General features: G+C 56.8%; 23 protein-coding genes and 3 tRNA genes. 16 read left to right on the forward strand and 10 right to left on the reverse strand.

Annotation, left to right across the window (positions count from 1 at the left end; genetic code table 11):
- Window positions 1–10 precede the first annotated feature (10 nt).
- The gene (locus tag VZP09_RS09955) at window positions 11–907 is read left to right on the forward strand and encodes an efflux RND transporter periplasmic adaptor subunit (RefSeq protein WP_004143835.1); all 897 of its coding nucleotides are present in this window, start codon (window positions 11–13) and stop codon (window positions 905–907) included.
- Window positions 907–2,931 carry an FUSC family protein gene (locus VZP09_RS09960; RefSeq protein WP_328795092.1) on the forward strand — a complete coding sequence of 675 codons (2,025 nt, stop codon included), beginning with the start codon at window positions 907–909 and terminating at the stop codon, window positions 2,929–2,931. The genes VZP09_RS09955 and VZP09_RS09960 overlap by 1 nt, the downstream gene beginning before the upstream one ends.
- Here the strand turns inward: VZP09_RS09960 and sodC are convergent.
- The 3 genes from sodC to VZP09_RS09975 all read right to left on the reverse strand — a co-directional run bounded on the left by sodC (window position 2,924) and on the right by VZP09_RS09975 (window position 4,702).
- On the reverse strand, window positions 2,924–3,445 hold the full coding sequence (sodC, locus tag VZP09_RS09965) for a superoxide dismutase [Cu-Zn] SodC (protein ID WP_004184268.1): 522 nt from the start codon (window positions 3,443–3,445) through the stop codon (window positions 2,924–2,926). The two genes, VZP09_RS09960 and sodC, sit on opposite strands and share 8 nt — an antisense overlap.
- A 69-nt stretch (window positions 3,446–3,514) precedes the next feature.
- A complete protein-coding gene (locus tag VZP09_RS09970) occupies window positions 3,515–4,411 on the reverse strand; it encodes an aldo/keto reductase (RefSeq protein WP_002907760.1) in 897 nt (298 codons plus the stop codon).
- A 48-nt stretch (window positions 4,412–4,459) separates the two neighbouring features.
- Window positions 4,460–4,702 carry a DUF1289 domain-containing protein gene (locus tag VZP09_RS09975; protein WP_004189722.1) on the reverse strand — a complete coding sequence of 81 codons (243 nt, stop codon included), beginning with the start codon at window positions 4,700–4,702 and terminating at the stop codon, window positions 4,460–4,462.
- A 139-nt stretch (window positions 4,703–4,841) separates the two neighbouring features.
- Here VZP09_RS09975 and VZP09_RS09980 point away from each other — a divergent pair, with 139 nt between their 5' ends.
- The 4 genes from VZP09_RS09980 (at window position 4,842) to rnt (ending at window position 7,863) form a co-directional block, all read left to right on the forward strand.
- Entirely contained in the window at window positions 4,842–5,441 is a 600-nt protein-coding gene (locus VZP09_RS09980) for a TetR/AcrR family transcriptional regulator (protein WP_009486422.1), read from the forward strand.
- 53 nt (window positions 5,442–5,494) lie between these two features.
- Window positions 5,495–6,592: an alkene reductase gene (locus VZP09_RS09985; RefSeq protein WP_002907763.1), complete on the forward strand. Its 1,098-nt coding sequence runs from the start codon at window positions 5,495–5,497 to the stop codon at window positions 6,590–6,592.
- 78 nt (window positions 6,593–6,670) lie between these two features.
- The gene (gene gloA, locus VZP09_RS09990) at window positions 6,671–7,078 is read left to right on the forward strand and encodes a lactoylglutathione lyase (RefSeq protein ID WP_002907764.1); all 408 of its coding nucleotides are present in this window, start codon (window positions 6,671–6,673) and stop codon (window positions 7,076–7,078) included.
- A 137-nt stretch (window positions 7,079–7,215) separates the two neighbouring features.
- Complete coding sequence (gene rnt / locus VZP09_RS09995) at window positions 7,216–7,863, forward strand: ribonuclease T (RefSeq protein ID WP_002907766.1); 648 nt, start codon at window positions 7,216–7,218, stop codon at window positions 7,861–7,863.
- Window positions 7,864–7,910: 47 nt separating this feature from the next.
- Here rnt and VZP09_RS10000 read toward each other — a convergent pair whose 3' ends face one another.
- On the reverse strand, window positions 7,911–8,258 hold the full coding sequence (locus VZP09_RS10000) for a Grx4 family monothiol glutaredoxin (RefSeq protein WP_002907768.1): 348 nt from the start codon (window positions 8,256–8,258) through the stop codon (window positions 7,911–7,913).
- Window positions 8,259–8,598: 340 nt separating this feature from the next.
- Between VZP09_RS10000 and VZP09_RS10005 the strand changes: the two genes are divergently transcribed.
- On the forward strand, window positions 8,599–9,471 hold the full coding sequence (locus VZP09_RS10005; RefSeq protein ID WP_004151204.1) for a C40 family peptidase: 873 nt from the start codon (window positions 8,599–8,601) through the stop codon (window positions 9,469–9,471).
- On the opposite strand, the gene VZP09_RS10010 is transcribed toward VZP09_RS10005, so the two are convergent.
- Window positions 9,426–9,911 (reverse strand): helix-turn-helix domain-containing protein, encoded by a 486-nt coding sequence (locus tag VZP09_RS10010; protein ID WP_040165305.1) that lies wholly within the window; start codon window positions 9,909–9,911, stop codon window positions 9,426–9,428. The two genes, VZP09_RS10005 and VZP09_RS10010, sit on opposite strands and share 46 nt — an antisense overlap.
- A 469-nt stretch (window positions 9,912–10,380) precedes the next feature.
- Here VZP09_RS10010 and sodB point away from each other — a divergent pair, with 469 nt between their 5' ends.
- On the forward strand, window positions 10,381–10,962 hold the full coding sequence (gene sodB, locus VZP09_RS10015) for a superoxide dismutase [Fe] (protein WP_002907771.1): 582 nt from the start codon (window positions 10,381–10,383) through the stop codon (window positions 10,960–10,962).
- Window positions 10,963–11,023: 61 nt separating this feature from the next.
- On the opposite strand, the gene VZP09_RS10020 is transcribed toward sodB, so the two are convergent.
- Both VZP09_RS10020 and cydH read right to left on the reverse strand, forming a co-directional pair.
- Complete coding sequence (locus tag VZP09_RS10020) at window positions 11,024–12,190, reverse strand: MFS transporter (RefSeq protein WP_002907773.1); 1,167 nt, start codon at window positions 12,188–12,190, stop codon at window positions 11,024–11,026.
- 166 nt (window positions 12,191–12,356) lie between these two features.
- A complete protein-coding gene (cydH, locus tag VZP09_RS10025; protein ID WP_002907776.1) occupies window positions 12,357–12,449 on the reverse strand; it encodes a cytochrome bd-I oxidase subunit CydH in 93 nt (30 codons plus the stop codon).
- A 292-nt stretch (window positions 12,450–12,741) separates the two neighbouring features.
- Between cydH and purR the strand changes: the two genes are divergently transcribed.
- Window positions 12,742–13,767: an HTH-type transcriptional repressor PurR gene (purR, locus tag VZP09_RS10030; RefSeq protein WP_002907778.1), complete on the forward strand. Its 1,026-nt coding sequence runs from the start codon at window positions 12,742–12,744 to the stop codon at window positions 13,765–13,767.
- Here purR and punR read toward each other — a convergent pair.
- On the reverse strand, window positions 13,694–14,698 hold the full coding sequence (punR, locus tag VZP09_RS10035; RefSeq protein ID WP_023316933.1) for a DNA-binding transcriptional activator PunR: 1,005 nt from the start codon (window positions 14,696–14,698) through the stop codon (window positions 13,694–13,696). The genes purR and punR overlap by 74 nt on opposite strands.
- Before the next feature lie 112 nt (window positions 14,699–14,810).
- On the opposite strand from punR, the gene punC reads away from it, so the two are divergent.
- Together punC and cfa are read left to right on the forward strand one after the other, a co-directional pair.
- On the forward strand, window positions 14,811–15,992 hold the full coding sequence (gene punC / locus VZP09_RS10040) for a purine nucleoside transporter PunC (protein WP_002907785.1): 1,182 nt from the start codon (window positions 14,811–14,813) through the stop codon (window positions 15,990–15,992).
- A 292-nt stretch (window positions 15,993–16,284) separates the two neighbouring features.
- On the forward strand, window positions 16,285–17,433 hold the full coding sequence (cfa, locus tag VZP09_RS10045) for a cyclopropane fatty acyl phospholipid synthase (RefSeq protein ID WP_328795093.1): 1,149 nt from the start codon (window positions 16,285–16,287) through the stop codon (window positions 17,431–17,433).
- A gap of 36 nt (window positions 17,434–17,469) precedes the next feature.
- On the opposite strand, the gene VZP09_RS10050 is transcribed toward cfa, so the two are convergent.
- Complete coding sequence (locus tag VZP09_RS10050; protein ID WP_002907792.1) at window positions 17,470–18,105, reverse strand: riboflavin synthase; 636 nt, start codon at window positions 18,103–18,105, stop codon at window positions 17,470–17,472.
- Window positions 18,106–18,334: 229 nt separating this feature from the next.
- Here VZP09_RS10050 and mdtK point away from each other — a divergent pair, with 229 nt between their 5' ends.
- Window positions 18,335–19,708, forward strand: coding sequence for an MdtK family multidrug efflux MATE transporter (gene mdtK / locus VZP09_RS10055; protein ID WP_328795094.1), 1,374 nt, complete (start codon window positions 18,335–18,337; stop codon window positions 19,706–19,708).
- 175 nt (window positions 19,709–19,883) lie between these two features.
- A complete protein-coding gene (gene asr, locus VZP09_RS10060) occupies window positions 19,884–20,177 on the forward strand; it encodes an acid resistance repetitive basic protein Asr (RefSeq protein WP_328795095.1) in 294 nt (97 codons plus the stop codon).
- A gap of 140 nt (window positions 20,178–20,317) precedes the next feature.
- Here asr and VZP09_RS10065 read toward each other — a convergent pair whose 3' ends face one another.
- Window positions 20,318–20,896: a TIGR00730 family Rossman fold protein gene (locus VZP09_RS10065; RefSeq protein ID WP_004175848.1), complete on the reverse strand. Its 579-nt coding sequence runs from the start codon at window positions 20,894–20,896 to the stop codon at window positions 20,318–20,320.
- Between the two features lie 254 nt (window positions 20,897–21,150).
- Between VZP09_RS10065 and VZP09_RS10070 the strand changes: the two genes are divergently transcribed.
- The 3 genes from VZP09_RS10070 to VZP09_RS10080 all read left to right on the forward strand — a co-directional run bounded on the left by VZP09_RS10070 (window position 21,151) and on the right by VZP09_RS10080 (window position 21,389).
- Window positions 21,151–21,227, forward strand: a tRNA-Val gene (locus tag VZP09_RS10070).
- 4 nt (window positions 21,228–21,231) lie between these two features.
- Window positions 21,232–21,308: transfer RNA gene (locus VZP09_RS10075), tRNA-Val, on the forward strand.
- A 4-nt stretch (window positions 21,309–21,312) separates the two neighbouring features.
- Window positions 21,313–21,389, forward strand: a tRNA-Val gene (locus VZP09_RS10080).
- Window positions 21,390–21,697: the final 308 nt, after the last annotated feature.

The raw sequence follows: 21,697 nt of genomic DNA on the forward strand, positions 1-21,697 counted from the left end.
TCTCCCTGTTATGAAAAGATTAAAATATCTGTCAACGCTGCTGGTCGCGGCCGTCGCCCTGATTGCCGCATGGTTGTTATGGAATTTCTACACTCAGTCACCCTGGACCCGCGACGGCAAAGTGCGCGCCGAGCAGGTTGGGATCACCCCTCAGGTCTCCGGCAGTATTCTGCAGTTGAACGTAACCGATAACCAACGGGTCAAAGCCGGGGAAGTATTGTTTACCATCGACGACACCCCCTATCGCATCGCGGTGCTGAACGCCCAGGCGCAGCTGGCGAAAGCCCAGGCGGAGGTGGCGAAAGCGCAGGCGGAGCAAAGCAAGGCCGCCAGCGAGGCTCGCCGTCGCCGAAGCCTGTCGCAAAATGCCATCTCGGCTGAAGACCTTGAGAACGTCAATACCGCCCTGAATACCGCCACCACCACCCTGGCTGCCGCCAGAGCGGGGGTCGGCGTAACCGAAGCGGCGCTGAAACATGCGCAGTGGCAGCTCAGCCAGACGGTTGTCAAAGCGCCGGTGGATGGCTGGGTGACCAACCTTTCCACCCGCGTCGGTGATTACGCTACCACCGGCCATCCGGTCTTTGCCCTGGTGGACAGCCACTCGTTTTACGTGCTGGGCTACTTCGAAGAGACCAAACTGCGCCACATTCGCATCGGCGATCCGGCACAAATTATTCTCTATAGCAATCAGCAGACGCTAAAGGGCCATGTCGCGAGCATCGGCCGCGCGATTGTCGACCAGAGCGTGGAACAGGGAACCGGGCTGGTGGCCAACATCAAACCAAATATCCCCTGGGTTCGTCTCGCCCAACGCGTTCCGGTGCGAATTGCCTTTGATACGCTGCCGGCCGATGTCACCCTGGTCTCCGGCACCACCTGCACTGTCTCAATTGGCGGGCAGTAATGAACCTGCAGACCCTGTCGTGGCGCGCACTCCCCTGGGTTAAAGCCACCCGGCCGCAGTGGCGGTACGCATTGCGCAACGGCATCGCGATGTGTCTTGCGCTGAGTATCGCCTATGCGCTGGATCTTGATGAGCCCTACTGGGCGATGACGTCCGCGGCGGTGGTCAGCTTTCCCACCGTCGGCGGCGTGATCAGTAAAAGTTTTGGCCGCATCGCAGGCAGCCTGCTCGGCGCCTGCGCCGCCCTGCTGCTTGCCGGTCATACACTCAACGATCCCTGGCTGTTTCTGTTCAGTATCTCCGGCTGGCTGGCGCTCTGCACCTGGGCCTGCGCCCTGTTCACCAACAACGTCGCTTATGCCTTTCAGCTGGCGGGCTATACCTGCGCCATCATCGCCTTTCCGGTGATTAACATCAGCGACAGCTACGAGCTGTGGGTCATCGCCCAGTCGCGCGTCTGCGAAGTCATCGTCGGGATCCTCTGCGGCGGGCTAATGATGATGATCCTGCCAAGCACCTCCGACGGCAGCAACCTGCTGACGGCCCTGAAAACCATGCACGCCCGGCTGCTGGAGCACGCCAGCCTGCTGTGGGTGCCGGAGACGACGGATGCCATTCGCACCGCCCATGAGAGCGTGATTGGCCAGATCCTGACCATGAACCTGCTGCGTATCCAGGCCTTCTGGAGCCACTACCGTTTCCGTCGGCAGAATCCTCTGCTGAACTACCTCCTGCATCAGCAGCTCAGAATGACCAGCGTCATCTCCAGTCTGCGACGGATGCTGCTGAACTGGCCTGACGCGCCGGCGAATACTCGCCAGGTACTGGAGTCGCTGCTCGCCGAGCTCGCCACCCCTCATGCCGACAGCTATCACGTTGCGCGGATCCTGGCGCCGCTGGCGCCGCGGCAGGATGCCGATTACCGGCACATCGCTTTCTGGGCGCGATTGCGCTATTTCTGTCGCATTTACCTGGAGAGCAGCCGCTGGATCCGCCGCGTTGAAAATGCCTCGGCGATCGCCGAGTTCAATGTGCCCGCCGCCCCGTCGTTAGCCCGCCATACCGATCAGGCGGAGGCGTTGCTCAACGGTGTCCGTACCTTTTGCGCGCTGGTGGCGATTGGCGCATGGGGGATCAGTACCCAGTGGACCAGCTGCGCGGCGGCCCTGACCCTGGCCTCCATCTGCTGCGTGCTCTACTCCGTATCCGCCTCGCCGTTTCGCTCGCTGACATTGCTGATGCAGACTCTGGTCCTGCTGTCGCTATTCAGTTTCGTAGTGAAGTTCGGCCTGATGGTGCAGGTAACCGACCTGTGGCAGTTTCTGCTGTTCCTGTTCCCGCTCCTGACCACCATGCAGTTACTCAAACTGCAGTGGCCCAAATACGCCGGCCTGTGGGGACAGCTTATCGTCTTTATGGGCTCGTTTATCGCCGTCACCAACCCGCCGGTGTACGATTATGCGGCCTTTTTCAATGATAATTTGAGCAAGATTGTCGGGGTAGGCTTTGCCTGGCTGGCCTTTGCGGTACTGAGTCCGGGCTCTGACGCCCGCAAAGGGCGACGCCATATCAGAGCGTTACGGCGTCACTTTGTCGATCAGCTTAGCCGTCATCCTCAGCACAGTGAGCATGAATTTGAATCGCTGGTCTATCACCACGTCAGTCAGCTCAGCCAGAGTAAGGATGCCCTGGCGCGCCGCTGGCTGTTGCGTTGGGGCGTCGTGCTGCTCAATTGCTCGCACGTCGTCTGGCAGCTTCGCGAATGGGAAACCCGCTCCGATCCTCTCGCCCAGGTGCGCGACCTGTGCATCAACCTGTTACGCGATGTGATGAGCGAGCGCGGCGTGCAGCAGCGCCCGCTGGCCTCCACCCTGCAGGAGCTGCAGCGGATCTGCGACGCCCTGAACCACCATCATCAGCCGGCGGCGCGGGAACTGGCCGCCGCGATTTGGCGACTGTACTGCGCCTTGTCGCAGCTGGAACAGGCCCCGGTGGCCGGCACAATTGGCGAAGGAACTACTTAATCACCCCGCAGGCAAACCGTTCGCCGCCGCCGCCCAGCGGCTGCGGACTGTCGGCCATGTTATCCCCGCCTACGTGGACCATCAGCGCTTTCCCTTTCACCTCCGCCAGCGTTTTCAGGCGCGGAGCAATAATCGGCTGGTCGGCTACGCCCGCATCGTTGACCACCAGCAGGGGCAGGTCGCCAAGATGCCCGGCCCCCAACGGCCCTTCGTGTTTGCCGGTATGCTGCGGATCGTAATGTCCGCCCGCCGCCCCGGCGGCCACGGCTTTACCTTCTTTCATCGCCGGCTGGCAGCTGCCTTCGGCATGAATATGAAACCCGTGCTTACCCGGCGGTAGCGCCCGCAAAGTGGGGGCGAACTCGAGTCCGCGGTCGGTTTCGGTGATTTTGACGCTGCCGATGGTCTGACCGACGCCCTGGGTGGTCACGAGATTAAGTTGCACATCTTCACTAACGGCCTGTGCGCCAGCGCAAAATGCGAGGGATAAGATCGCGAGAATACATCGTTGCATAACACCTCCGGATGGCTGTCTCCCTGTTAAGTGTAAACCAGGAACGCCTTTCCGGAGGGGAAATGCCCGTTACGGTACGTCGTACCCGAGCGCGGCTTTACGGATGCGGAACCACTGCTGACGGGTCATGCTGAGTTTTTCAGCCACAATCGCCGAGCGCACGCGCTCGATTTTGCCCGAGCCAATAATCGGCAGCGGCTGCGACGGCAGACGCAGCACCCAGGCATAAACTACCTGTTCGATGCTGTCGGCGTTAAGCTCGTGCGCCACCTGCGCCAGCTCATCGCGCAGCGCCTGGAAGCCCTCTTCGTTAAACAGGCGACCACCGCCAAGACAAGACCACGCCATCGGACGAATACGCAGTTGCTGCAGCTGATCGAGAGTACCGTCGAGCAGCAGCGGCTGATGCACCGGTGAAATTTCGACCTGGTTGGTGGCCAGGGTAAACGGCAGACGTGACTGCAGCAAGGTGAACTGGGCGGGGGTAAAGTTCGAGACGCCAAAATGGCGCACTTTACCGCTATGATGCAGCGCGAGAAAAGCTTCGGCTACCTCGTCGGCGTCCATCAGTGGGTCCGGCCGGTGGATCAGCAGCAAGTCGAGATGGTCCGTCGCCAGATTACGCAGCGATTGCTCGGCGCTGAGCACGATGTGATCGCGGTCGGTAATGTAGTGGCCAATGGTGTTCTCAGCGCGCGCCCGGGTGGCGATACCGCATTTGCTGACGATTTCCATCCGGCTACGCAGATGCGGCGCTCGCTTCAGCGCTTCGCCAAAGGCAGCCTCACACTGATAATCGCCATAGATATCGGCGTGATCGACGGTGGTTACGCCTAAATCGAGATGCTGCTCAATAAAGCTGACCAGCTCGCCAGGCGACATTTTCCAGTCCATCAGACGCCAGTAGCCCATCACAAAACGTGAAAATTCCGGCCCCTGGGGAGCCATAGCAATACGCTGAACCATAACCGCTTCCTCAATAAAAAAGTGCTCTGAGTATACGTAATTTTTGGCTTAAAACAGTGAGGGTTGCTGCGGTTCTTCCGCCGGCTCCGGCCTGTTCGCGCGTATTTTGCGCAGCAGCCGTTGGCGGCAAAGACGCAAAACCTCCTGTTTCTGCGCATCGCTCATCGTTTGCCAGTTAAAACGTTCCTCACGGCTGCGGAAACAGCCGCGACAGTAGCCGCGCTCATCGGTCTGACATATTCCCCGGCACGGGCTCTGCACCGGGAAAAATTCTAACTGCTCTGCCACCACACGCCTCCTGTCCCCTCGTCTCCTTTCATTGAAGACGTTTCCCCGCGCCGACGCAAATTTTGTTCACTACGTGCTGCGCCAGCTAACATTTTTCCGCCGACGCTTGCATTAGACCAATCGGTCTACTACAGTGTGCAGCATGAACAGACACAGCGATTGCGATACCCGAGAACATATCCTGGCCACCGGCGAGCAGCTTTGCATGCATCGCGGTTTTACCGGAATGGGCTTGAGCGAACTTCTGAAGACGGCGGAGGTGCCCAAGGGCTCCTTCTACCACTACTTTCGCTCTAAGGAAGCCTTCGGCGTCGCGCTGCTTGAACATCACTACACCGGATATCTGCAGCGCCTGGTCGACCACTTCGATCATGGCGACGGTAACTATCGCGATCGCCTGCTGGCCTACTATCAGCACACGCTGAATCAGTTCTGCCAGCAGGGGATTATTAGCGGGTGTCTTACTGTCAAGCTATCCGCGGAGGTTTGCGATCTGTCGGAAGATATGCGCGCCGCCATGGATCGCGGAGCCAGCCAGATTATCGCCCTGCTGGGCGACGCGCTGGAGAAAGGACGTCAGGAAGGCAGTCTCGCATTTGACGGCGCGGCCATGACCCTGTCGCAGGTGCTGTATTCCCTGTGGCTCGGGGCCAACCTGCAGGCCAAAATTACGCGTAGCGCAACGCCGCTGGAAAGCGCCCTTGCCCACGCCAAACAGATTATTGCGGCGCCTGCGGTATAACAGGCGTTTTTATTTCATCAGTTACTAGACGACCGGTCTACTCAGGAGTCACTATGTCGGAAGCAAAATTATTCAGCCCACTGAAAGTCGGTGCGGTCACCGTCCCTAATCGCGTATTTATGGCGCCGTTGACGCGTCTGCGCAGCATTGAGCCGGGCGATATCCCTACTCCGCTGATGGGCGAATACTACCGCCAGCGCGCCAGTTCCGGGCTGATCATCACCGAAGCGACGCAGATCTCCGCGCAGGCCAAAGGATACGCCGGCGCGCCTGGGCTGCACAGCCCGGAGCAGATTGCCGCCTGGCAGAAAATCACCGCCGGCGTTCATGCCGAAAATGGTCATATCGCCGTCCAGCTGTGGCACACCGGGCGTATTTCCCATAGCAGCCTGCAGCCTGGCGGCGCCGCCCCGGTAGCGCCTTCCGCACTGAGCGCGGGCACCCGTACCTCACTGCGTGACGAAAACGGCCACGCCATTCGCGTCGACACCTCAATGCCCCGCGCCCTGGAAACCGCAGAGATCCCAGGGATCGTCAACGATTTCCGTCAGGCGGTCGGCAATGCCCGTGACGCCGGCTTCGATCTGGTTGAGCTGCACTCAGCCCACGGCTATCTGCTGCACCAATTCCTCTCGCCATCGGCGAACCAGCGTACCGATCAGTACGGCGGCAGCGTGGAGAACCGTGCCCGTCTGGTGCTGGAAGTGGTTGACGCCGTGAGTCAAGAGTGGAGCGCCGAGCGCATTGGCATCCGCGTGTCGCCGATTGGCAGCTTCCAGAATGTGGATAATGGCCCGAACGAAGAAGAAGACGCGCTGTATCTGATTAGCGAGCTGGCGAAACGCGGTATCGCCTATCTGCACATGTCCGAGCCGGACTGGGCGGGCGGCAAACCTTACAGTGAAGCTTTCCGTCAGAAAGTCCGCGACCGCTTCCCGGGGGTGATCATTGGCGCTGGCGCTTACACAGTAGAAAAAGCCAACGATCTTATCAATAAAGGGCTGATTGATGCCGTGGCCTTTGGCCGCGATTACATCGCCAACCCGGATCTGGTGGCTCGCCTGCAGAAAAAAGCGCCGCTTAACCCGCAACGCCCGGAATCCTTCTACGGCGGCGGCGCGGAAGGCTACACCGATTACCCGACTCTGTAATCCCTCCATTGATAGCGGCGACGTATCGCCGCTATACTCAACGTTCTGATCTATCAAATAAACTGCATAGGGGACATTATGCGCTTACTCCACACCATGCTGCGCGTTGGCGACCTGCAACGTTCTATCGACTTCTATACCAACGTGTTGGGCATGAAGCTGCTGCGCACCAGCGAAAACCCGGAGTACAAGTACTCCCTCGCCTTTGTCGGCTACGGCGAAGAGAGCGAAACCGCGGTGATCGAACTGACCTACAACTGGGGCGTGGACAGCTATGAGCTGGGCACCGCCTACGGCCATATCGCGCTGAGCGTCGATAACGCCGCCGAAGCCTGCGAACGGATCCGTCAGAACGGGGGCAACGTCACCCGTGAAGCCGGGCCGGTAAAAGGCGGCACCACCGTCATCGCCTTCGTGGAAGATCCGGACGGTTACAAAATCGAGCTCATTGAAGAGAAAGATGCCGGCAAAGGTCTGGGCAACTAACGCTTCCCCACGCTGGCATATTTAATGCCATGGCTCGCCCGGGCGCTACGGCGCCCGTTGTTTTCACCCCTGCCTGCTGCAAGCCGCGGCAAAATTTGCCATAATGCGCGCTACTTTTTTCCAGCTAAGAGAATCTGATGTCCGAGAACGCTCAACTGAATGGTCTGTGCGACCGTTTCCGCGGTTTTTATCCGGTGGTGATCGATGTTGAAACCGCAGGATTTAACGCCAAAACCGACGCCCTGCTGGAGATCGCCGCCATTACGTTGAAGATGGATGAGCACGGCTGGCTGATGCCCGATGAAACGCTGCATTTCCATGTTGAACCTTTCGAGGGCGCCAATCTGCAGCCCGAAGCGCTGGCTTTTAACGGGATTAACCCGCATGACCCGCAGCGCGGGGCCGTCAGCGAATACGATGCCCTGCATGCCATCTTCAAAATGGTGCGCAAAGGGATGAAAGAGAGCGACTGCAGCCGGGCAATCATGGTGGCGCACAATGCCACCTTTGACCACAGCTTCACCATGACCGCCGCCGAACGCGCGGGACTTAAACGCAACCCTTTCCATCCGTTTGTTACCTTCGACACCGCCGCGCTAAGCGGGCTGGCGCTGGGCCAGACGGTGCTGTCGAAAGCCTGTATTGCCGCGGGTATGCCGTTCGACGGCGCGCAGGCTCACTCCGCCCTGTATGATACCGAGCAGACGGCGCAGCTGTTTTGCGAGATCGTGAACCGCTGGAAGCGTCTGGGCGGCTGGCCGCTGCCAGTGGCCACCCCGGAGTGATAAAAAAAGCGACTTCCAGGAAGTCGCTTTTTCACTGATGGCGGGAATTACTCCGCTTTTGGCTCGTCGGTATGGTACTTTGCCGCCGTCTCTTTGATCAGCTGCTGCAGTTCACCGCGCTGGTACATTTCGATGACGATATCGCAGCCGCCCACCAGTTCACCGTCTACCCACAGCTGCGGGAAAGTCGGCCAGTTGGCGTATTTAGGCAGCTCGGCGCGGATATCCGGGTTCTGCAGGATATCAACGTAAGCAAAACGTTCGCCACAGGCGGACAGCGCCTGAACGGCCTGGGCAGAGAAACCACAGCTTGGCAGCTTCGGCGACCCTTTCATGTACAACAGGATCGGGTTTTCAGCGATTTGGCGTTGGATCTTTTCTAAAGTCGAGCTCATTGTCGTGCTTCCTTAAACTTCTTTCTACGGCAGTAACTTGTCATTGTAGCGTCCTGTAGGCAGGACGGATAATAACATTTTTTTCACTATTCATATTTTATCTTCTGTTGCGCGAAGTTGCCTTAAAAATATCATTTTGCGGTCACAGGCGGGCGCTCATTGCGCATTTTCTGTGCGAGGCGGTCAATGTCTGACGCGTTTTCTTGCAATCGTTAACCAATCGACATTTTTGATACAAAAGAATATTAACTTTCCGGCTTTTTATGCTTTAGAATCATTCCGGTTTGTCATTCATCGTCAGGCATTTGTACATGTCTGTAATTAATCAGGGGATTGCTCAGTGGCGCGGCTAAACAAAATCGCGATATCGCTCTGTGCATTACTGTTCACGTCTATCTCATTCACGCCACTGGCTCAGGCATCAGGGCATACGCACGCCTCCGCTTCGCCAAAAGCGTTGCCCGCGAAAAGTGGCTCAGAGCGCAAGAAAAAAGCAACCAGTCAAAAAACTAAAACCACCGCTAAAACCACCAGTAAAAAGTCCTCGCGCACCCGGCTCCCTACCCGCACTACCGCAGCAAGCCAAACCGCACTTCATCGTCAGGCCGCCGGCGCGACGAAAAAATGCGTGCTGCGTAAAGGTTATAAAAAGCAGTGCGCGAAAACGGTCGCCGCCAGCGCCGAGCCGACCCTGGCGCTAAACAGCGTCAAAAGCAAATGCGTGGTGCGCAAGGGCTATAAAAAACGCTGTAAGCCCGAGGCCAGCGAAGCGAATTTAACGATCGCCGACGCCCACAAGGTCCGGGTGCAAAAGGCGCAAAGTACCGCGATGAACAAACTGATGGGCCAGTTGGGTAAACCCTATCGCTGGGGCGGCACCTCGCCGCGCACCGGGTTTGACTGCAGCGGGCTGGTCTATTACGCCTATAAGGACCTGGTCAAGATCCACATCCCGCGTACGGCCAACGAAATGTACCACCTGCGCGATGCGCGTCCGGTGGATCGTGATGAACTGCAGAGCGGCGATTTAGTCTTCTTCCGCACCCGCGGACGGGGCGCTGCCGACCATGTCGGCGTCTACGTCGGCAACGGAAAATTCATTCAGTCGCCGCGCACAGGTCGTGATATTCAAATCACCTCCCTGAGCGAGGATTACTGGGTTCGCCATTATGTCGGCGCTCGTCGCGTCATGACGCCGAAAACCATTCGCTGATCCCGGTCTGCCGCTGCGGCGGCAGACCGCCTCTCCTGCTCGATATCCATCCCCACCCGCAAGGGATATTGCAGATTGCTCTCTTTGCCCGGCGTATCACGACGATAGCGGGTCGGCGACATGCCAAAGTGACGGTGAAAGGTCCGGCAGAAAGCGGCTTGTCCCTCGTATCCCAGGCACTGAGAAATACTCTGTATCGACGCCTGCGTCTGCGTTAAATAGATTGTCGCAATCGTCATCTTTCGTCGGCTGACGTAGCTCGCCAGCGTGCAGCCCGTTACCATGGCGAATTGTCGCTGGAAGTACCAGTGTGAGTAGCCGGACTTTTTCGCAATCGCGCTCACCGACAGGGTGTCGAAAATATGTGCTTCGATCCAGTCAACAATCCCCTGCACCACCGGGATCATTTTCGCGCTCACCACCTCATCTGTTTTTGCCATCGTCGTCATCCTGGGGAAATTACTGCTGGCGGCTATATTTGTCATACAAATTAAAAAATAGACAATGAATTATTGGCATAGCGACGATTGCCTGAGCGCATATTTTTATTAATCGTTTGATATTAAAGTTTTATTTTTTGTTCAGCGCATTGCGTGACAGCGGCGAAGCAGAGTAGTTAATTGCCATGCGAGTTCGCAAATCCGCAGAGGGCATCTCCTTATACATGGTTGCAACAATTTTGGCGGCTTATTGCCCACTCCTGCAGAAAACGGTTAAGCCTTCACCACATGCACCGGAGATAATAGCCTTTATCGTTGTAAGGCTTTTCACTGCTTGCGGCAAATGTTAACATTCTCAATACAATAACACGCCCGGGACGCGACAGCGTCGGGCGGTCAGAACACGATTCAGGTGAAAACCTCATCCTGTCAATGTGAGATAAAACAAAAAGTTATAAGGAGAGTAGCAATGTCGTTTGAATTACCTGCATTACCATATGCAAAAGACGCCCTGGCGCCGCACATTTCCGCAGAAACCCTGGAATATCACTACGGTAAACACCACCAGGCGTATGTCACTAACCTCAACAACCTGATCAAAGGCACTGCGTTCGAAGGCAAGTCCCTCGAAGAGATCGTCCGCACGTCTGAAGGCGGCGTATTCAACAACGCAGCGCAGGTCTGGAACCACACCTTCTACTGGAACTGCCTGGCGCCTAACGCCGGCGGCGAACCGGAAGGCGAACTGGCGGCCGCAATCGCCAAATCTTTCGGCAGCTTCGCGGATTTTAAAGCCAAATTTACCGATGCCGCGGCGAAAAACTTCGGCGCTGGCTGGACCTGGCTGGTCAAAAATGCCGACGGCAGCCTGGCTATCGTCTCCACCAGCAACGCCGGCACCCCGCTGACCACCGACGCGAAGCCGCTGCTGACCGTTGACGTTTGGGAACACGCCTACTACATCGACTATCGCAACGCCCGTCCAAGCTACCTGGACCACTTCTGGGCGCTGGTTAACTGGAAGTTTGTTGCGGCTAACCTGGCGGCATAAACGACAAACCGCAGCGGGGTCTCCCCGGCTGCGGTTTTTTTTGCCCTTGCCCAGCCGATGATTACTGGCTGGCGAAAGCCTCTTCCGGCTGCGCTCGCCCGCTAAACCAGACCAGCAGCAGCGCCAGACCAGCGATAATCGCGCCCATCACCGGCACAAACGCATATCCCAGTCCGCCAGAGATCACCGCCCCACCGGCGGCGGCGCCCAGCGCGTTGCCGAGGTTGAACGCGCCGATATTCACCGAAGAAGAGAGCCCCGGCGCCTCATGCGCTACGCGCATAACCCGCATCTGCAGCGGCGGAACCACCGCAAAGGTTGCTGCGCCCCAGACAATCATGCTGATGGCCGCCCCGGCCTGGGATTGCGCCAGCAGCGGGATCGCCAGCATGATCGCCATCAGCAGCAGCAGAAAGCCCTTCAGCGTGCCGGAGACCGACCGGTCAGCAAATTTGCCGCCCAGATAGTTGCCTAGCGAAAAACCGACGCCAATCAGCACCAGCATCGCGGTTATAAACAGCGATGAAGCGTGGGTCAGCGTATTGAGCACTGGCGAAATGTAGGTATACAGCGTAAACATCGCCCCGGCGCCCAGCACGGTGGTCAGCAACGCGGAGAGCACCTGCGGGCGCAGCAGGACAGAAAGCTCTTTTTTGACATCAGGACGTTCCCCCGCGCTGCCCTTCGGCAGGGAGAACCACAGGCTAACCATCGCCAGCAGGCCTAATCCCGCAGTAGCAAGGAAGGACATCCGCCAACCGATGGTTTCGCCAAGCCAGGTGGCCGCCGGCACGCCGCCAATGTTGGCGATGGTCAGGCCCATAAACATAGTGGCTACCGCGCTGGCCTGCTTATGCTTTGGCACGACGCTGGCCGCCACCACCGATCCCAGGCCGAAAAAAGCGCCGTGGTTGAGGCTGGTAATAATGCGCGACAGCAGCAGCGTGGTGTAATCCGGCGCGATGGATGACAACAGGTTGCCAACGGTGAAGATCCCCATCAGAAAAATCAGCGCATTGCGCCGTGCGCGATGCGACAACAGCAGCGTCATCAGCGGTGCGCCGACCATGACGCCGATGGCATACGCACTGATCAGCATTCCCGCTACCGGTATCGAGACGTCCACACCTTTCGCAATCACCGGCAGCAATCCCATCGGGGAGAACTCGGTGGTACCGATGCCAAAGGCGCCGATCGCCAGCGCAAGTAAAGGAAAGTTGATTTTCATTCAATGACTCCATCAGACCGTCAGAGAGGACGGCGTAACATCAGAAGTCAAAAGCATGACATCAATCACAAAAAAACAAAAGTGAACGAAATGACAAAAGATTTTTGCAGAATTGATAATAATGGCGGGATATGGGGAGGAAGCGGCCTCCTCCCTCAGCGAAACATTAGTGCAGTATGGCGGTCAGGCTGAAAGCGACAATCACGCCGAGAGCAATAATCGTGGTGATCAGCGAAAACTTTAAATTGGTATCCATCATTTTTCCCTCTTGTTATCCCCACACCAAAAGTGAGCCTGCTCATTTTTGCACAAAAAATCGCAAAAATCTTCCGGGATTTAGGGCGATGCACATTTTTGCTCTTCCACTTTGCCCCAAGATCGGACAAAATCCCACGCTAATTTAAAAGCGTATCGGCCATTGACCCCTTCCTGTCGTTCTGTGTCGTTTTCCCGACGTGATGCAATGTTGAAAATTGTATTCAGGGTGTGTGTAGGCAAACGTTTACGTATCGATGATCAGGCGATCAGGTCAAGGCATGGAGTGAGATGTAATGGCAACTATTAAAGATGTAGCGAAACGCGCAAACGTTTCCACTACAACTGTGTCACATGTAATTAACAAAACCCGTTTCGTTGCCGAAGAGACGCGTAATGCGGTATGGGCGGCGATTAAAGAGCTGCACTACTCGCCGAGCGCCGTGGCGCGCAGCCTGAAAGTCAATCACACCAAATCGATTGGCCTGCTGGCGACCAGTAGCGAAGCCGCCTATTTCGCTGAAATTATTGAGTCCGTTGAAAAGAGCTGCTTCCAGAAGGGCTATACTCTGATCCTCGGTAACGCGTGGAACGATCTGGAAAAACAGCGCGCCTATCTGTCGATGATGGCGCAAAAGCGCGTAGACGGTCTGCTGGTGATGTGTTCCGAGTATCCGGATTCGGTATTGAGCATGCTGGAAGAGTACCGCCATATCCCAATGGTGGTGATGGACTGGGGCGAGGCGAAAGCCGACTTCACCGATGCGGTGATCGATAACGCCTTCCAGGGCGGCTATATCGCCGGACGCTACCTGATTGAACGCGGCCATCGCGAAATCGGCGTGATCCCGGGTCCGCTGGAGCGCAACACCGGCGCGGGGCGACTGGCCGGCTTCATGCAGGCGATGAAAGAGGCGCATATCAGCGTGCCGGAAAACTGGATTGTGCAGGGCGACTTCGAGCCGGAGTCCGGCTACCGCGCAATGCAGCAGATCCTAAACCAGCAGCACCGCCCGACGGCGGTCTTCTGCGGCGGCGATATCATGGCGATGGGCGCTATCTGCGCGGCGGATGAAATGGGACTGCGGGTGCCGCAGGACATTTCGCTGATCGGTTATGATAATGTGCGCAACGCCCGCTATTTCAGCCCGGCGTTAACCACCATTCATCAGCCGAAAGATTCCCTGGGCGAGGCCGCATTTAACATGCTGTTGGATCGTATCGTCAACAAGCGTGAAGAGTCGCAGTCTATCGAAGTGCACCCCCGTCTGGTTGAGCGCCGCTCGGTAGCGGATGGCCCGTTTGTCGATTATCGTCGTTAAGGCATCTGGCGGGCGCGGATCTCTCCGGCGCCCGCAGCCACTCCCGATTCAGCGTGTCGCTGTCCCCCAGATAGTCAAGCATCCAGTTCAGCGCCGGTGAGGCATCGTTCTGCTGCCACGTCAGGCAGCAGGCGGCATCCGGGAACGGATTTTCCAGCGCCAGCGCAGTCCACTCGCCGCGATCTATCCATGGACGGGCGAAATGGCTCGGCACCATGCCGACGCAGAGTCCTGCCGACAAACAGGTTGCTGATGATTCCCAGTCAGGGACGACTACCCTCTTCTGGTTATCCAGCAACCATGTTGTCCGTTTAGGCAACGAGCGCGAGGTATCCTCCCGCACCAGCGACGGCCAGTTACGCAGGACGTCGTCGCTCAGGGGTCCATCCATCTTTGCCAGCGGATGATCGCTCGCCACCACGCAGTCCCAGCTCAGCATCCCCATATCGCGGAACGCATAGCGACCGCCGACCGGAATAGATCGCGTTGCGCCAATCGCCAGCTCAACGCGGCCGTCGGCNAGCGCATCCCATACACCATTGAATACTTCCTGAAAGACGATCAGTTCGACGTCGGGAAAATGGCGATAGAAGTCGACGATCATCTGACGCATCCGCGCCGGTTTCACAATATCATCCACTGCGATCGACAACTGTCCGCGCCAGCCGTTCGCAATTTGCTGACACTGCTGGCGGGTGATCTGCATTTTTTTGATAACAGAGCGCCCTTCCTGTAAAAACCAGACCCCGGCGGGGGTCAACTCCACATCACGATGGCGACGCTCAAATAAGGGAACGGCGAGCCACTCTTCGAGCTGACGCACGGTATAGCTGACCGCGGAAGGCACCCGGTGAAGCTCCTGCGCGGCCGCGCTGAAGCTGCCGTTACGGGCGACGGCATCAACCACTTCCAGAGAGTATTCAGACCACATTTTCTGCCTGCAAAATTTTTGAATGCATGTGACAAATATTAGCGTTTCACAAGCCACAATGCACTCCCTACACTCTGCGGCATCGTACCTGTACACCAACTATGAGAACGTTATGTCACAACCCGGGAAAGGATTTTTAGTCTGGCTGGCCGGCCTGAGCGTGCTGGGCTTTCTGGCCACCGATATGTACCTGCCGGCGTTTGCCGCCATGCAGCAGGATCTCAACACCTCCGCCGCCTCCATTAGCGCCAGCCTGAGCCTGTTCCTCGCCGGCTTCGCGCTGGGCCAGCTGTTCTGGGGACCGCTGTCGGACCGCTATGGACGTAAACCGGTGCTGCTGAGCGGCCTGGCGATTTTCGCGGCCGGCTGTCTGGGGATGCTGTGGGTGCACAACGCCACCCTGATGCTGGCGCTGCGCTTTCTGCAGGCGATTGGCGTCTGTGCCGCGGCCGTTACCTGGCAGGCGATGGTCGCCGATTACTATCCTGCCCAGCGCACGAACCGCATCTTCGCCACCATTATGCCGCTGGTAGGACTGTCGCCGGCGCTGGCCCCGCTGCTGGGCAGCTGGCTGCTGGTGCACTTCGAGTGGCAAGCCATCTTCGCCACCCTGTTCGCCATCACTCTGCTGCTGATGCTGCCTGCCCTGCGCCTGAAGGCAGCCGCGAAGTCAGTAGTAGTGACGCAGCAAAAGATCACCTTTCTCGCGCTGCTGCGCTCCCGGGAATACAGCGGCAACGTCCTGATCTACGCCGCCTGTTCCGCCAGCTTCTTCGCCTGGCTTACCGGTTCACCTTTTATCCTGCACGAAATGGGCTATGGCCCAACCGCTATCGGCCTGAGCTATATTCCGCAGACCATCGCCTTTCTGGTGGGAGGCTATGGCTGTCGCGCGCTGCTGCAGAAATGGTCCGGTCAACAGATGCTGCCGTGGCTGCTGGTGATTTTTGCCGTCAGCGTAGCCGCCACCTGGCTGGTGGGCCTGCAAACCCATGCCTCGCTGGTGGCGTTAATGATCCCGTTCTGCATGATGGCGGTGGTCAACGGCGGGATCTACCCCATCGTGGTTGCTCAGGCGCTGAAGCCTTTTCCGCAGGCGACCGGCCGCGCGGCGGCGCTGCAAAATACCCTGCAGCTTGGCCTGTGCTTCCTGACCAGTCTGCTGGTATCCGCGCTGATCGCCACGCCGCTGCTGACCACCACCAGCGTAATGCTGGTTTCGATTGGCTTAGCCGGAATAGGCTATCGCCTGCAGCAGACGCCGGAGCTGACACCCCACTCTTCCCACGCGTAATGCCCGTCGCCAGGGCCCGGACCAGTCGTTAGCATGCTAAGAAATTTTTATTGAAAGCCAGTACTTAGCGTCCTATACTGGATCCGGGTTCACATAAATAGAAAATAGTTACAGATTAACGGATGCAGGATGCCTCCGTTTCACCATGGAAGGCCTTTCGGCAAGGGTTATCTCCCTTCCTCTGTTTACGTCGGATAGCGACTTCACGGATTATCCGTGAGATTTCTCACAAAGCCAAAAAAGCGTCTACGCTGTTTTAAGGTTCTGATCACTTGGGCGTGATGGAGAAGCTATGAGTTCATCGTGTATAGAAGAAGTAAGTGTACCAAATGATGACTGGTACCGGATTGCAGCTGAATTATTAGGCCGTGCGGGAATTGAAATCAATGGCTCCGCGCCGTCCGACCTGCGGGTTAAAAATCCTCTCTTTTTTAAACGGGTTTTGCAGGAAGGTTCGCTGGGTTTAGGCGAAAGCTATATGGACGGCTGGTGGGAATGCGAGCGTCTGGATATATTCTTCCACAAGGTGTTACGCGCCGGGTTGGAAAAGCAGCTCCCACACCATTTCAAAGACACACTCCGCATCGCAGGCGCTCGTCTGTTTAATCTACAAAGTAAAAAACGTGCCTGGATTGTCGGTAAAGAGCACTACGACCTCGGCAACGATCTCTTCAGCCGGATGCTTGATCCCTATATGCAATATTCCTGCGGTTACTGGAAAGAGGCGCAGAGCCTCGAGGCCGCCCAGCAGGCTAAGCTGGATCTCATCTGCCGCAAACTGGAGCTGGAGCCAGGCATGCGGGTACTGGATATTGGCTGTGGATGGGGCGGTCTCGCCGAATATATGGCGCGAAATTATCAGGTCAGCGTCGTGGGTGTAACCATCTCCGCCGAGCAACAAAAAATGGCCCAGGCGCGCTGCGCCGATCTCGATGTAGAGATTCGTTTCCAGGATTATCGCGATCTGCACGACAGCTTTGACCGCATCGTCTCCGTTGGCATGTTTGAGCACGTGGGGCCGAAAAATTACGCTACCTACTTTGAGGTTGCCGACCGTAATTTGAAACCCAACGGCCGCTTTTTACTGCACACCATTGGTTCCAAGGTCACCGACCATAACGTTGACCCGTGGATCGATAAATATATCTTCCCGAACGGCTGCCTGCCTTCCGTGCGTCACATTGCCGAAGCCAGCGAGAAGCACTTTGTGATGGAAGACTGGCACAACTTCGGCGCCGATTATGACACGACCCTGATGGCCTGGTATGAGCGTTTCCTCGCCAGCTGGCCGGAAATTGCCGATAACTATTCTGAGCGTTTCAAACGCATGTTTACCTATTATCTGAACGCCTGCGCCGGCGCCTTCCGCGCCCGCGACATTCAGCTCTGGCAGGTGGTGTTCTCGCGCGGTATTGAACATGGACTGCGCGTCGCCCGTTAAATAACACTCCCCCGCTTATCGGCGGGGGATTTTTTTTCAGGCTTCATTGACCTTAGCCGCCATCTCTTTCGCGGCCAGCACGCGTTCGACCGTATCGACAACCGCCTGGGTCTGCGGATCAATCTCAATATTGACGCGATCGCCCAGTTTTTTCGCTCCCAGGGTGGTCCGCTGCAGCGTCTCCGGAATAAGATGCACGCAGAAACGGGTCGCCGTCACCTCACCCACCGTCAGACTAATGCCGTCAATACCGATGAATCCTTTATAGAGGATGTATTTCATCAGCGTTGGATCCTGCACTTTAAACCAGATCTGACGGTTATTTTCGGAAGTCAGAATCTTCACGATTTCCGCGGTGGTCATAATGTGGCCGGACATTAAATGCCCGCCGATTTCATCACTAAATTTCGCCGCTCGCTCGACGTTCACTTCATCGCCGACCTGAATATCACCAAGATTGGTAATCCGCAGCGTCTCTTTCATCAGATCGAAGCTGATGCGCGCGCCGTTGATTTCGGTCACCGTCAGGCAGCAGCCGTTGTTGGCTACCGAGGCGCCGGTTTCCAGCCCCTCCAGCATATGTGCCGGTAACTCAACCACGTGAGTGCGAAAATTGGGTTTATCATCAATGGAGACCACTTTCGCGGTTCCCTGAACAATACCAGTAAACATGTTTGGCTCCTGTTGAAAATCATGACGGTATCATTACCGCTTTCGCTATCGGGAACAATAACAGGAGGGCAAAGCGGTTGCCAGCGCGCTTCGTGCCTCGACTCTTTTTTCACTGGCTTAATAGCCAATCCTCGCTACAATAGACTGGAAATTCCTCATTTTTATCCCCTTGCTGCCAGTTACGGCGGCTTTTTTAGTCTCAAAATAACAACAANTCGAAGGTGTTCACGTGCAGAAGTATTTCGTTGAAGCGCGTCAGTTATTAGCTCTGGCTATACCCGTCATCCTTGCGCAGGTGGCGCAGACGGCGATGGGTTTTGTCGATACCGTGATGGCGGGTGGCTACAGCGCCACGGATATGGCCGCCGTGGCCATCGGGACCTCCATCTGGCTGCCGGCGATCCTCTTCGGCCACGGCCTTCTGCTGGCGCTGACCNCGGTGGTGGCGCAGCTTAACGGATCCGGGCGGCGGGAGCGTATCGCGCCTCAGGTGCGTCAGGGCTTCTGGCTGGCCGGCTTTGTCTCGGTGCTGATCATGGTCGTGCTGTGGAACGCCGGATACATCATCAGCTCCATGCATAACATCGATCCGCTGTTGGCTGAGAAGGCGGTTGGCTACCTGCGCGCGCTGCTGTGGGGCGCGCCGGGCTATCTGTTCTTCCAGGTCGCCCGTAACCAGTGTGAAGGGCTGGCAAAAACCAAGCCCGGGATGGTCATGGGCTTTATTGGATTACTGGTCAACATTCCGGTGAACTATATTTTTATCTATGGTCATTTCGGCATGCCCGAGCTGGGCGGCGTCGGCTGCGGTGTGGCGACGGCCTCCGTTTACTGGGTGATGTTCGCCACCATGCTGTGGTGGGTGCGCCGGGCGCGTACGATGCGCGATATCCGCTGCGCCGAGCGCTTCAGTGGCCCTGATTTTGCCGTCCTGTTACGGCTGGTGCAGCTGGGNCTGCCCATTGCTCTGGCGCTGTTCTTTGAAGTCACTCTGTTTGCCGTCGTCGCGCTGCTGGTCTCCCCGCTCGGGATCATTGACGTCGCTGGTCACCAGATCGCGCTTAATTTCAGCTCGCTGATGTTCGTTCTGCCGCTGTCGCTGGCGGCGGCGGTCACCATTCGCGTCGGCTTCCGCCTTGGCCAGGGCTCAACGATCGATGCCCAGGTTTCGGCCCGCACCGGCGTGGGCGTGGGGGTCTGCCTGGCGGTATTTACCGCTATCTTTACCGTCCTGATGCGTAAGCAGATTGCGCTGCTGTATAACGATAATCCCGAGGTGGTGACGCTGGCCTCGCACCTGATGCTGCTGGCGGCTATCTATCAGATCTCCGACTCTATTCAGGTGATCGGCAGCGGCATTCTGCGCGGCTATAAAGATACGCGGTCTATCTTTTTTATTACCTTTACCGCGTACTGGGTGCTGGGTTTGCCAAGCGGCTATCTGCTGGCGCTGACCGATATGATTGTGCCCCGCATAGGACCTGCCGGTTTCTGGTGCGGATTTATCATCGGTCTGACCTCCGCCGCCATCATGATGATGCTGCGGATGCGTTTTCTGCAGCGCCAGCCTTCCAGCATCATCTTACAGCGCGCTGCGCGCTAACTTGTCTAAGCCCGCCGCTCCGGCGGGCTTTTTCGTTCTTCGCTATAACGGCGCGTTGTACATTCCGTTACTCCCTGACACCAAAGACTCACTGATAGCCTCCCGGCAGGCGCTTATAGTGTTGCCAACAGCCCCGCAGTGGGGTTACTCAAGAAACCAAGTCGAGGATTTCAGAATGAAAAAAGTATTAGCTCTGGTCGTTGCCGCTGCTATGGGTCTGTCATCAGTTGCTTTCGCTGCCAATGCGGCAAGCACCACCCCGAGTGCAGCAGCCAGCCATACTACCGTTCACCATAAGAAACATCACAAAGCGGCCGCGAAACCGGCAGNCGNGCAGAAAGCGCAGGCGGCGAANAAACACCANAAAGCCGCTGCTAAACCGGCAGTNGCGCAGAAAGCGCAGGCGGCGAANAAACACCATAAAACGACGCACCATGCAGCTAAACCGGCGGTTAAACCGGCGGCATAATGGTCAGGGCGTTAAGGTGATAAACCGGCGCTGAACAGCGCCGGTTTTTTTTCAGGAGGACATCATGCTGCAACGCTATCGCTTCGAATTGCTGCTGTTACTGCTCATCGTCTGCGCGCTGTTTACCCTGCGTTTGATGTTTAAATAGCTGGCTGCTGAACCCATTTACGGGCCGGCGGCGTATAGTCGCGAAAACCGGCGATAATCTCGTCTGCCGAGGTAGCGAACGGCAGCATCTCCGCGTAGCGCGGGTGCATAAACCCTTCCCGTACCATGTTATCGACCATCGCCTGAAGCGGATCGTAATAACCCTTAATATTCAGGAACGCGCACGGTTTCTCATGGATCCCCAGCTGCGCCCAGGTCCATTGTTCGAAAATCTCCTCGAGCGTCCCCGCCCCGCCCGGCAGGGCAATAAAGCCATCCGCCAGCGCCGCCATTTTGGTTTTCCGCTCGTGCATATCCTCGACCACATGCAGCTCCGTCAAGCCGCGGTGGGCAATTTCCCGCTCCACCAGGCCGCGCGGCATCACGCCGATCACCACGCCACCGGCCTCCAGCGCCGCATCGGCGACCGCCCCCATCAGACCAACTTTGCCGCCGCCATAGACAAGCGCCAACCCCTGCTGCGCCAGCGTACGTCCAACCAGACGGGCGGTTTCGAGGTACAGCGGATGTTCGCCAGCTGAAGAACCGCAGAAAATACCAATCGATTTCATCTTCGTTATGACTCCTTCTCTTCTGGTGGCCGATAATTTAACACATCGGCAACCCTTCCGCGCAGGTTTGGACTGGCTGAAAAATAAGACCCGTGATGCTCGCTGGCGAAGAAATATCCTTGTGGTTCAGTAAAATATATCCGGAATGAGTAAAAGTTCCGCAATCGCATGCAATGTGCAAGAAAAGTGACGTTTACCTCTTGCCACATCCCCTCCCTGCCGCTAATATGCGTCCCCGTTGTCACCACAACATTGCGTTCGTAGCTCAGTTGGTTAGAGCACCACCTTGACATGGTGGGGGTCGTTGGTTCGAGTCCAATCGAACGCACCATAATGCGTTTATAGCTCAGTTGGTTAGAGCACCACCTTGACATGGTGGGGGTCGTTGGTTCGAGTCCAATTAAACGCACCATAATGCGTCTGTAGCTCAGTTGGTTAGAGCACCACCTTGACATGGTGGGGGTCGATGGTTCGAGTCCATTCAGACGCACCAATCATCTTTCCTTCTGTAATTCCTGAATTTTATCACCTGCTCCCCGTTGGTATTGCTGACNTTAAAATGTTGTGTTTTGGCAAAGCGTTTTCCTTGCATAGTCCATACTAGTCCACATGAGTGCTAAGGAAGCCAACCCTTTTAATGAGCATCAAAAATCGATCAACAGACCACGCCGTTTAATTTCTTAATGATAATCATTCCATTCATCATAAATATATGCATATGCAAATCGATATATCAGATACCCCACCAGGAATTCCACAACTGAAAGTAAACCCCAGAGAAATTTATATTCATTTACTGAG

This window comes from Klebsiella sp. EMBS2024, from assembly GCF_036233805.1.
In the GTDB taxonomy this organism is placed as follows: Bacteria; Pseudomonadota; Gammaproteobacteria; order Enterobacterales; family Enterobacteriaceae; genus Klebsiella; species Klebsiella pneumoniae.

Coding starts and splice junctions, on each gene's coding strand:
- VZP09_RS09955 (WP_004143835.1), top strand. CDS start 11: ATGAAAAGATTAAAATATCTGTCAACGCTGCTGGTCGCGGCCGTCGCC.
- VZP09_RS09960 (WP_328795092.1), top strand. CDS start 907: ATGAACCTGCAGACCCTGTCGTGGCGCGCACTCCCCTGGGTTAAAGCC.
- sodC (WP_004184268.1), bottom strand. CDS start 3,445: ATGCAACGATGTATTCTCGCGATCTTATCCCTCGCATTTTGCGCTGGC.
- VZP09_RS09970 (WP_002907760.1), bottom strand. CDS start 4,411: ATGGTTCAGCGTATTGCTATGGCTCCCCAGGGGCCGGAATTTTCACGT.
- VZP09_RS09980 (WP_009486422.1), top strand. CDS start 4,842: ATGAACAGACACAGCGATTGCGATACCCGAGAACATATCCTGGCCACC.
- VZP09_RS09985 (WP_002907763.1), top strand. CDS start 5,495: ATGTCGGAAGCAAAATTATTCAGCCCACTGAAAGTCGGTGCGGTCACC.
- gloA (WP_002907764.1), top strand. CDS start 6,671: ATGCGCTTACTCCACACCATGCTGCGCGTTGGCGACCTGCAACGTTCT.
- rnt (WP_002907766.1), top strand. CDS start 7,216: ATGTCCGAGAACGCTCAACTGAATGGTCTGTGCGACCGTTTCCGCGGT.
- VZP09_RS10000 (WP_002907768.1), bottom strand. CDS start 8,258: ATGAGCTCGACTTTAGAAAAGATCCAACGCCAAATCGCTGAAAACCCG.
- VZP09_RS10010 (WP_040165305.1), bottom strand. CDS start 9,911: ATGGCAAAAACAGATGAGGTGGTGAGCGCGAAAATGATCCCGGTGGTG.
- sodB (WP_002907771.1), top strand. CDS start 10,381: ATGTCGTTTGAATTACCTGCATTACCATATGCAAAAGACGCCCTGGCG.
- VZP09_RS10020 (WP_002907773.1), bottom strand. CDS start 12,190: ATGAAAATCAACTTTCCTTTACTTGCGCTGGCGATCGGCGCCTTTGGC.
- cydH (WP_002907776.1), bottom strand. CDS start 12,449: ATGATGGATACCAATTTAAAGTTTTCGCTGATCACCACGATTATTGCT.
- purR (WP_002907778.1), top strand. CDS start 12,742: ATGGCAACTATTAAAGATGTAGCGAAACGCGCAAACGTTTCCACTACA.
- punC (WP_002907785.1), top strand. CDS start 14,811: ATGTCACAACCCGGGAAAGGATTTTTAGTCTGGCTGGCCGGCCTGAGC.
- cfa (WP_328795093.1), top strand. CDS start 16,285: ATGAGTTCATCGTGTATAGAAGAAGTAAGTGTACCAAATGATGACTGG.
- VZP09_RS10050 (WP_002907792.1), bottom strand. CDS start 18,105: ATGTTTACTGGTATTGTTCAGGGAACCGCGAAAGTGGTCTCCATTGAT.
- VZP09_RS10065 (WP_004175848.1), bottom strand. CDS start 20,896: ATGAAATCGATTGGTATTTTCTGCGGTTCTTCAGCTGGCGAACATCCG.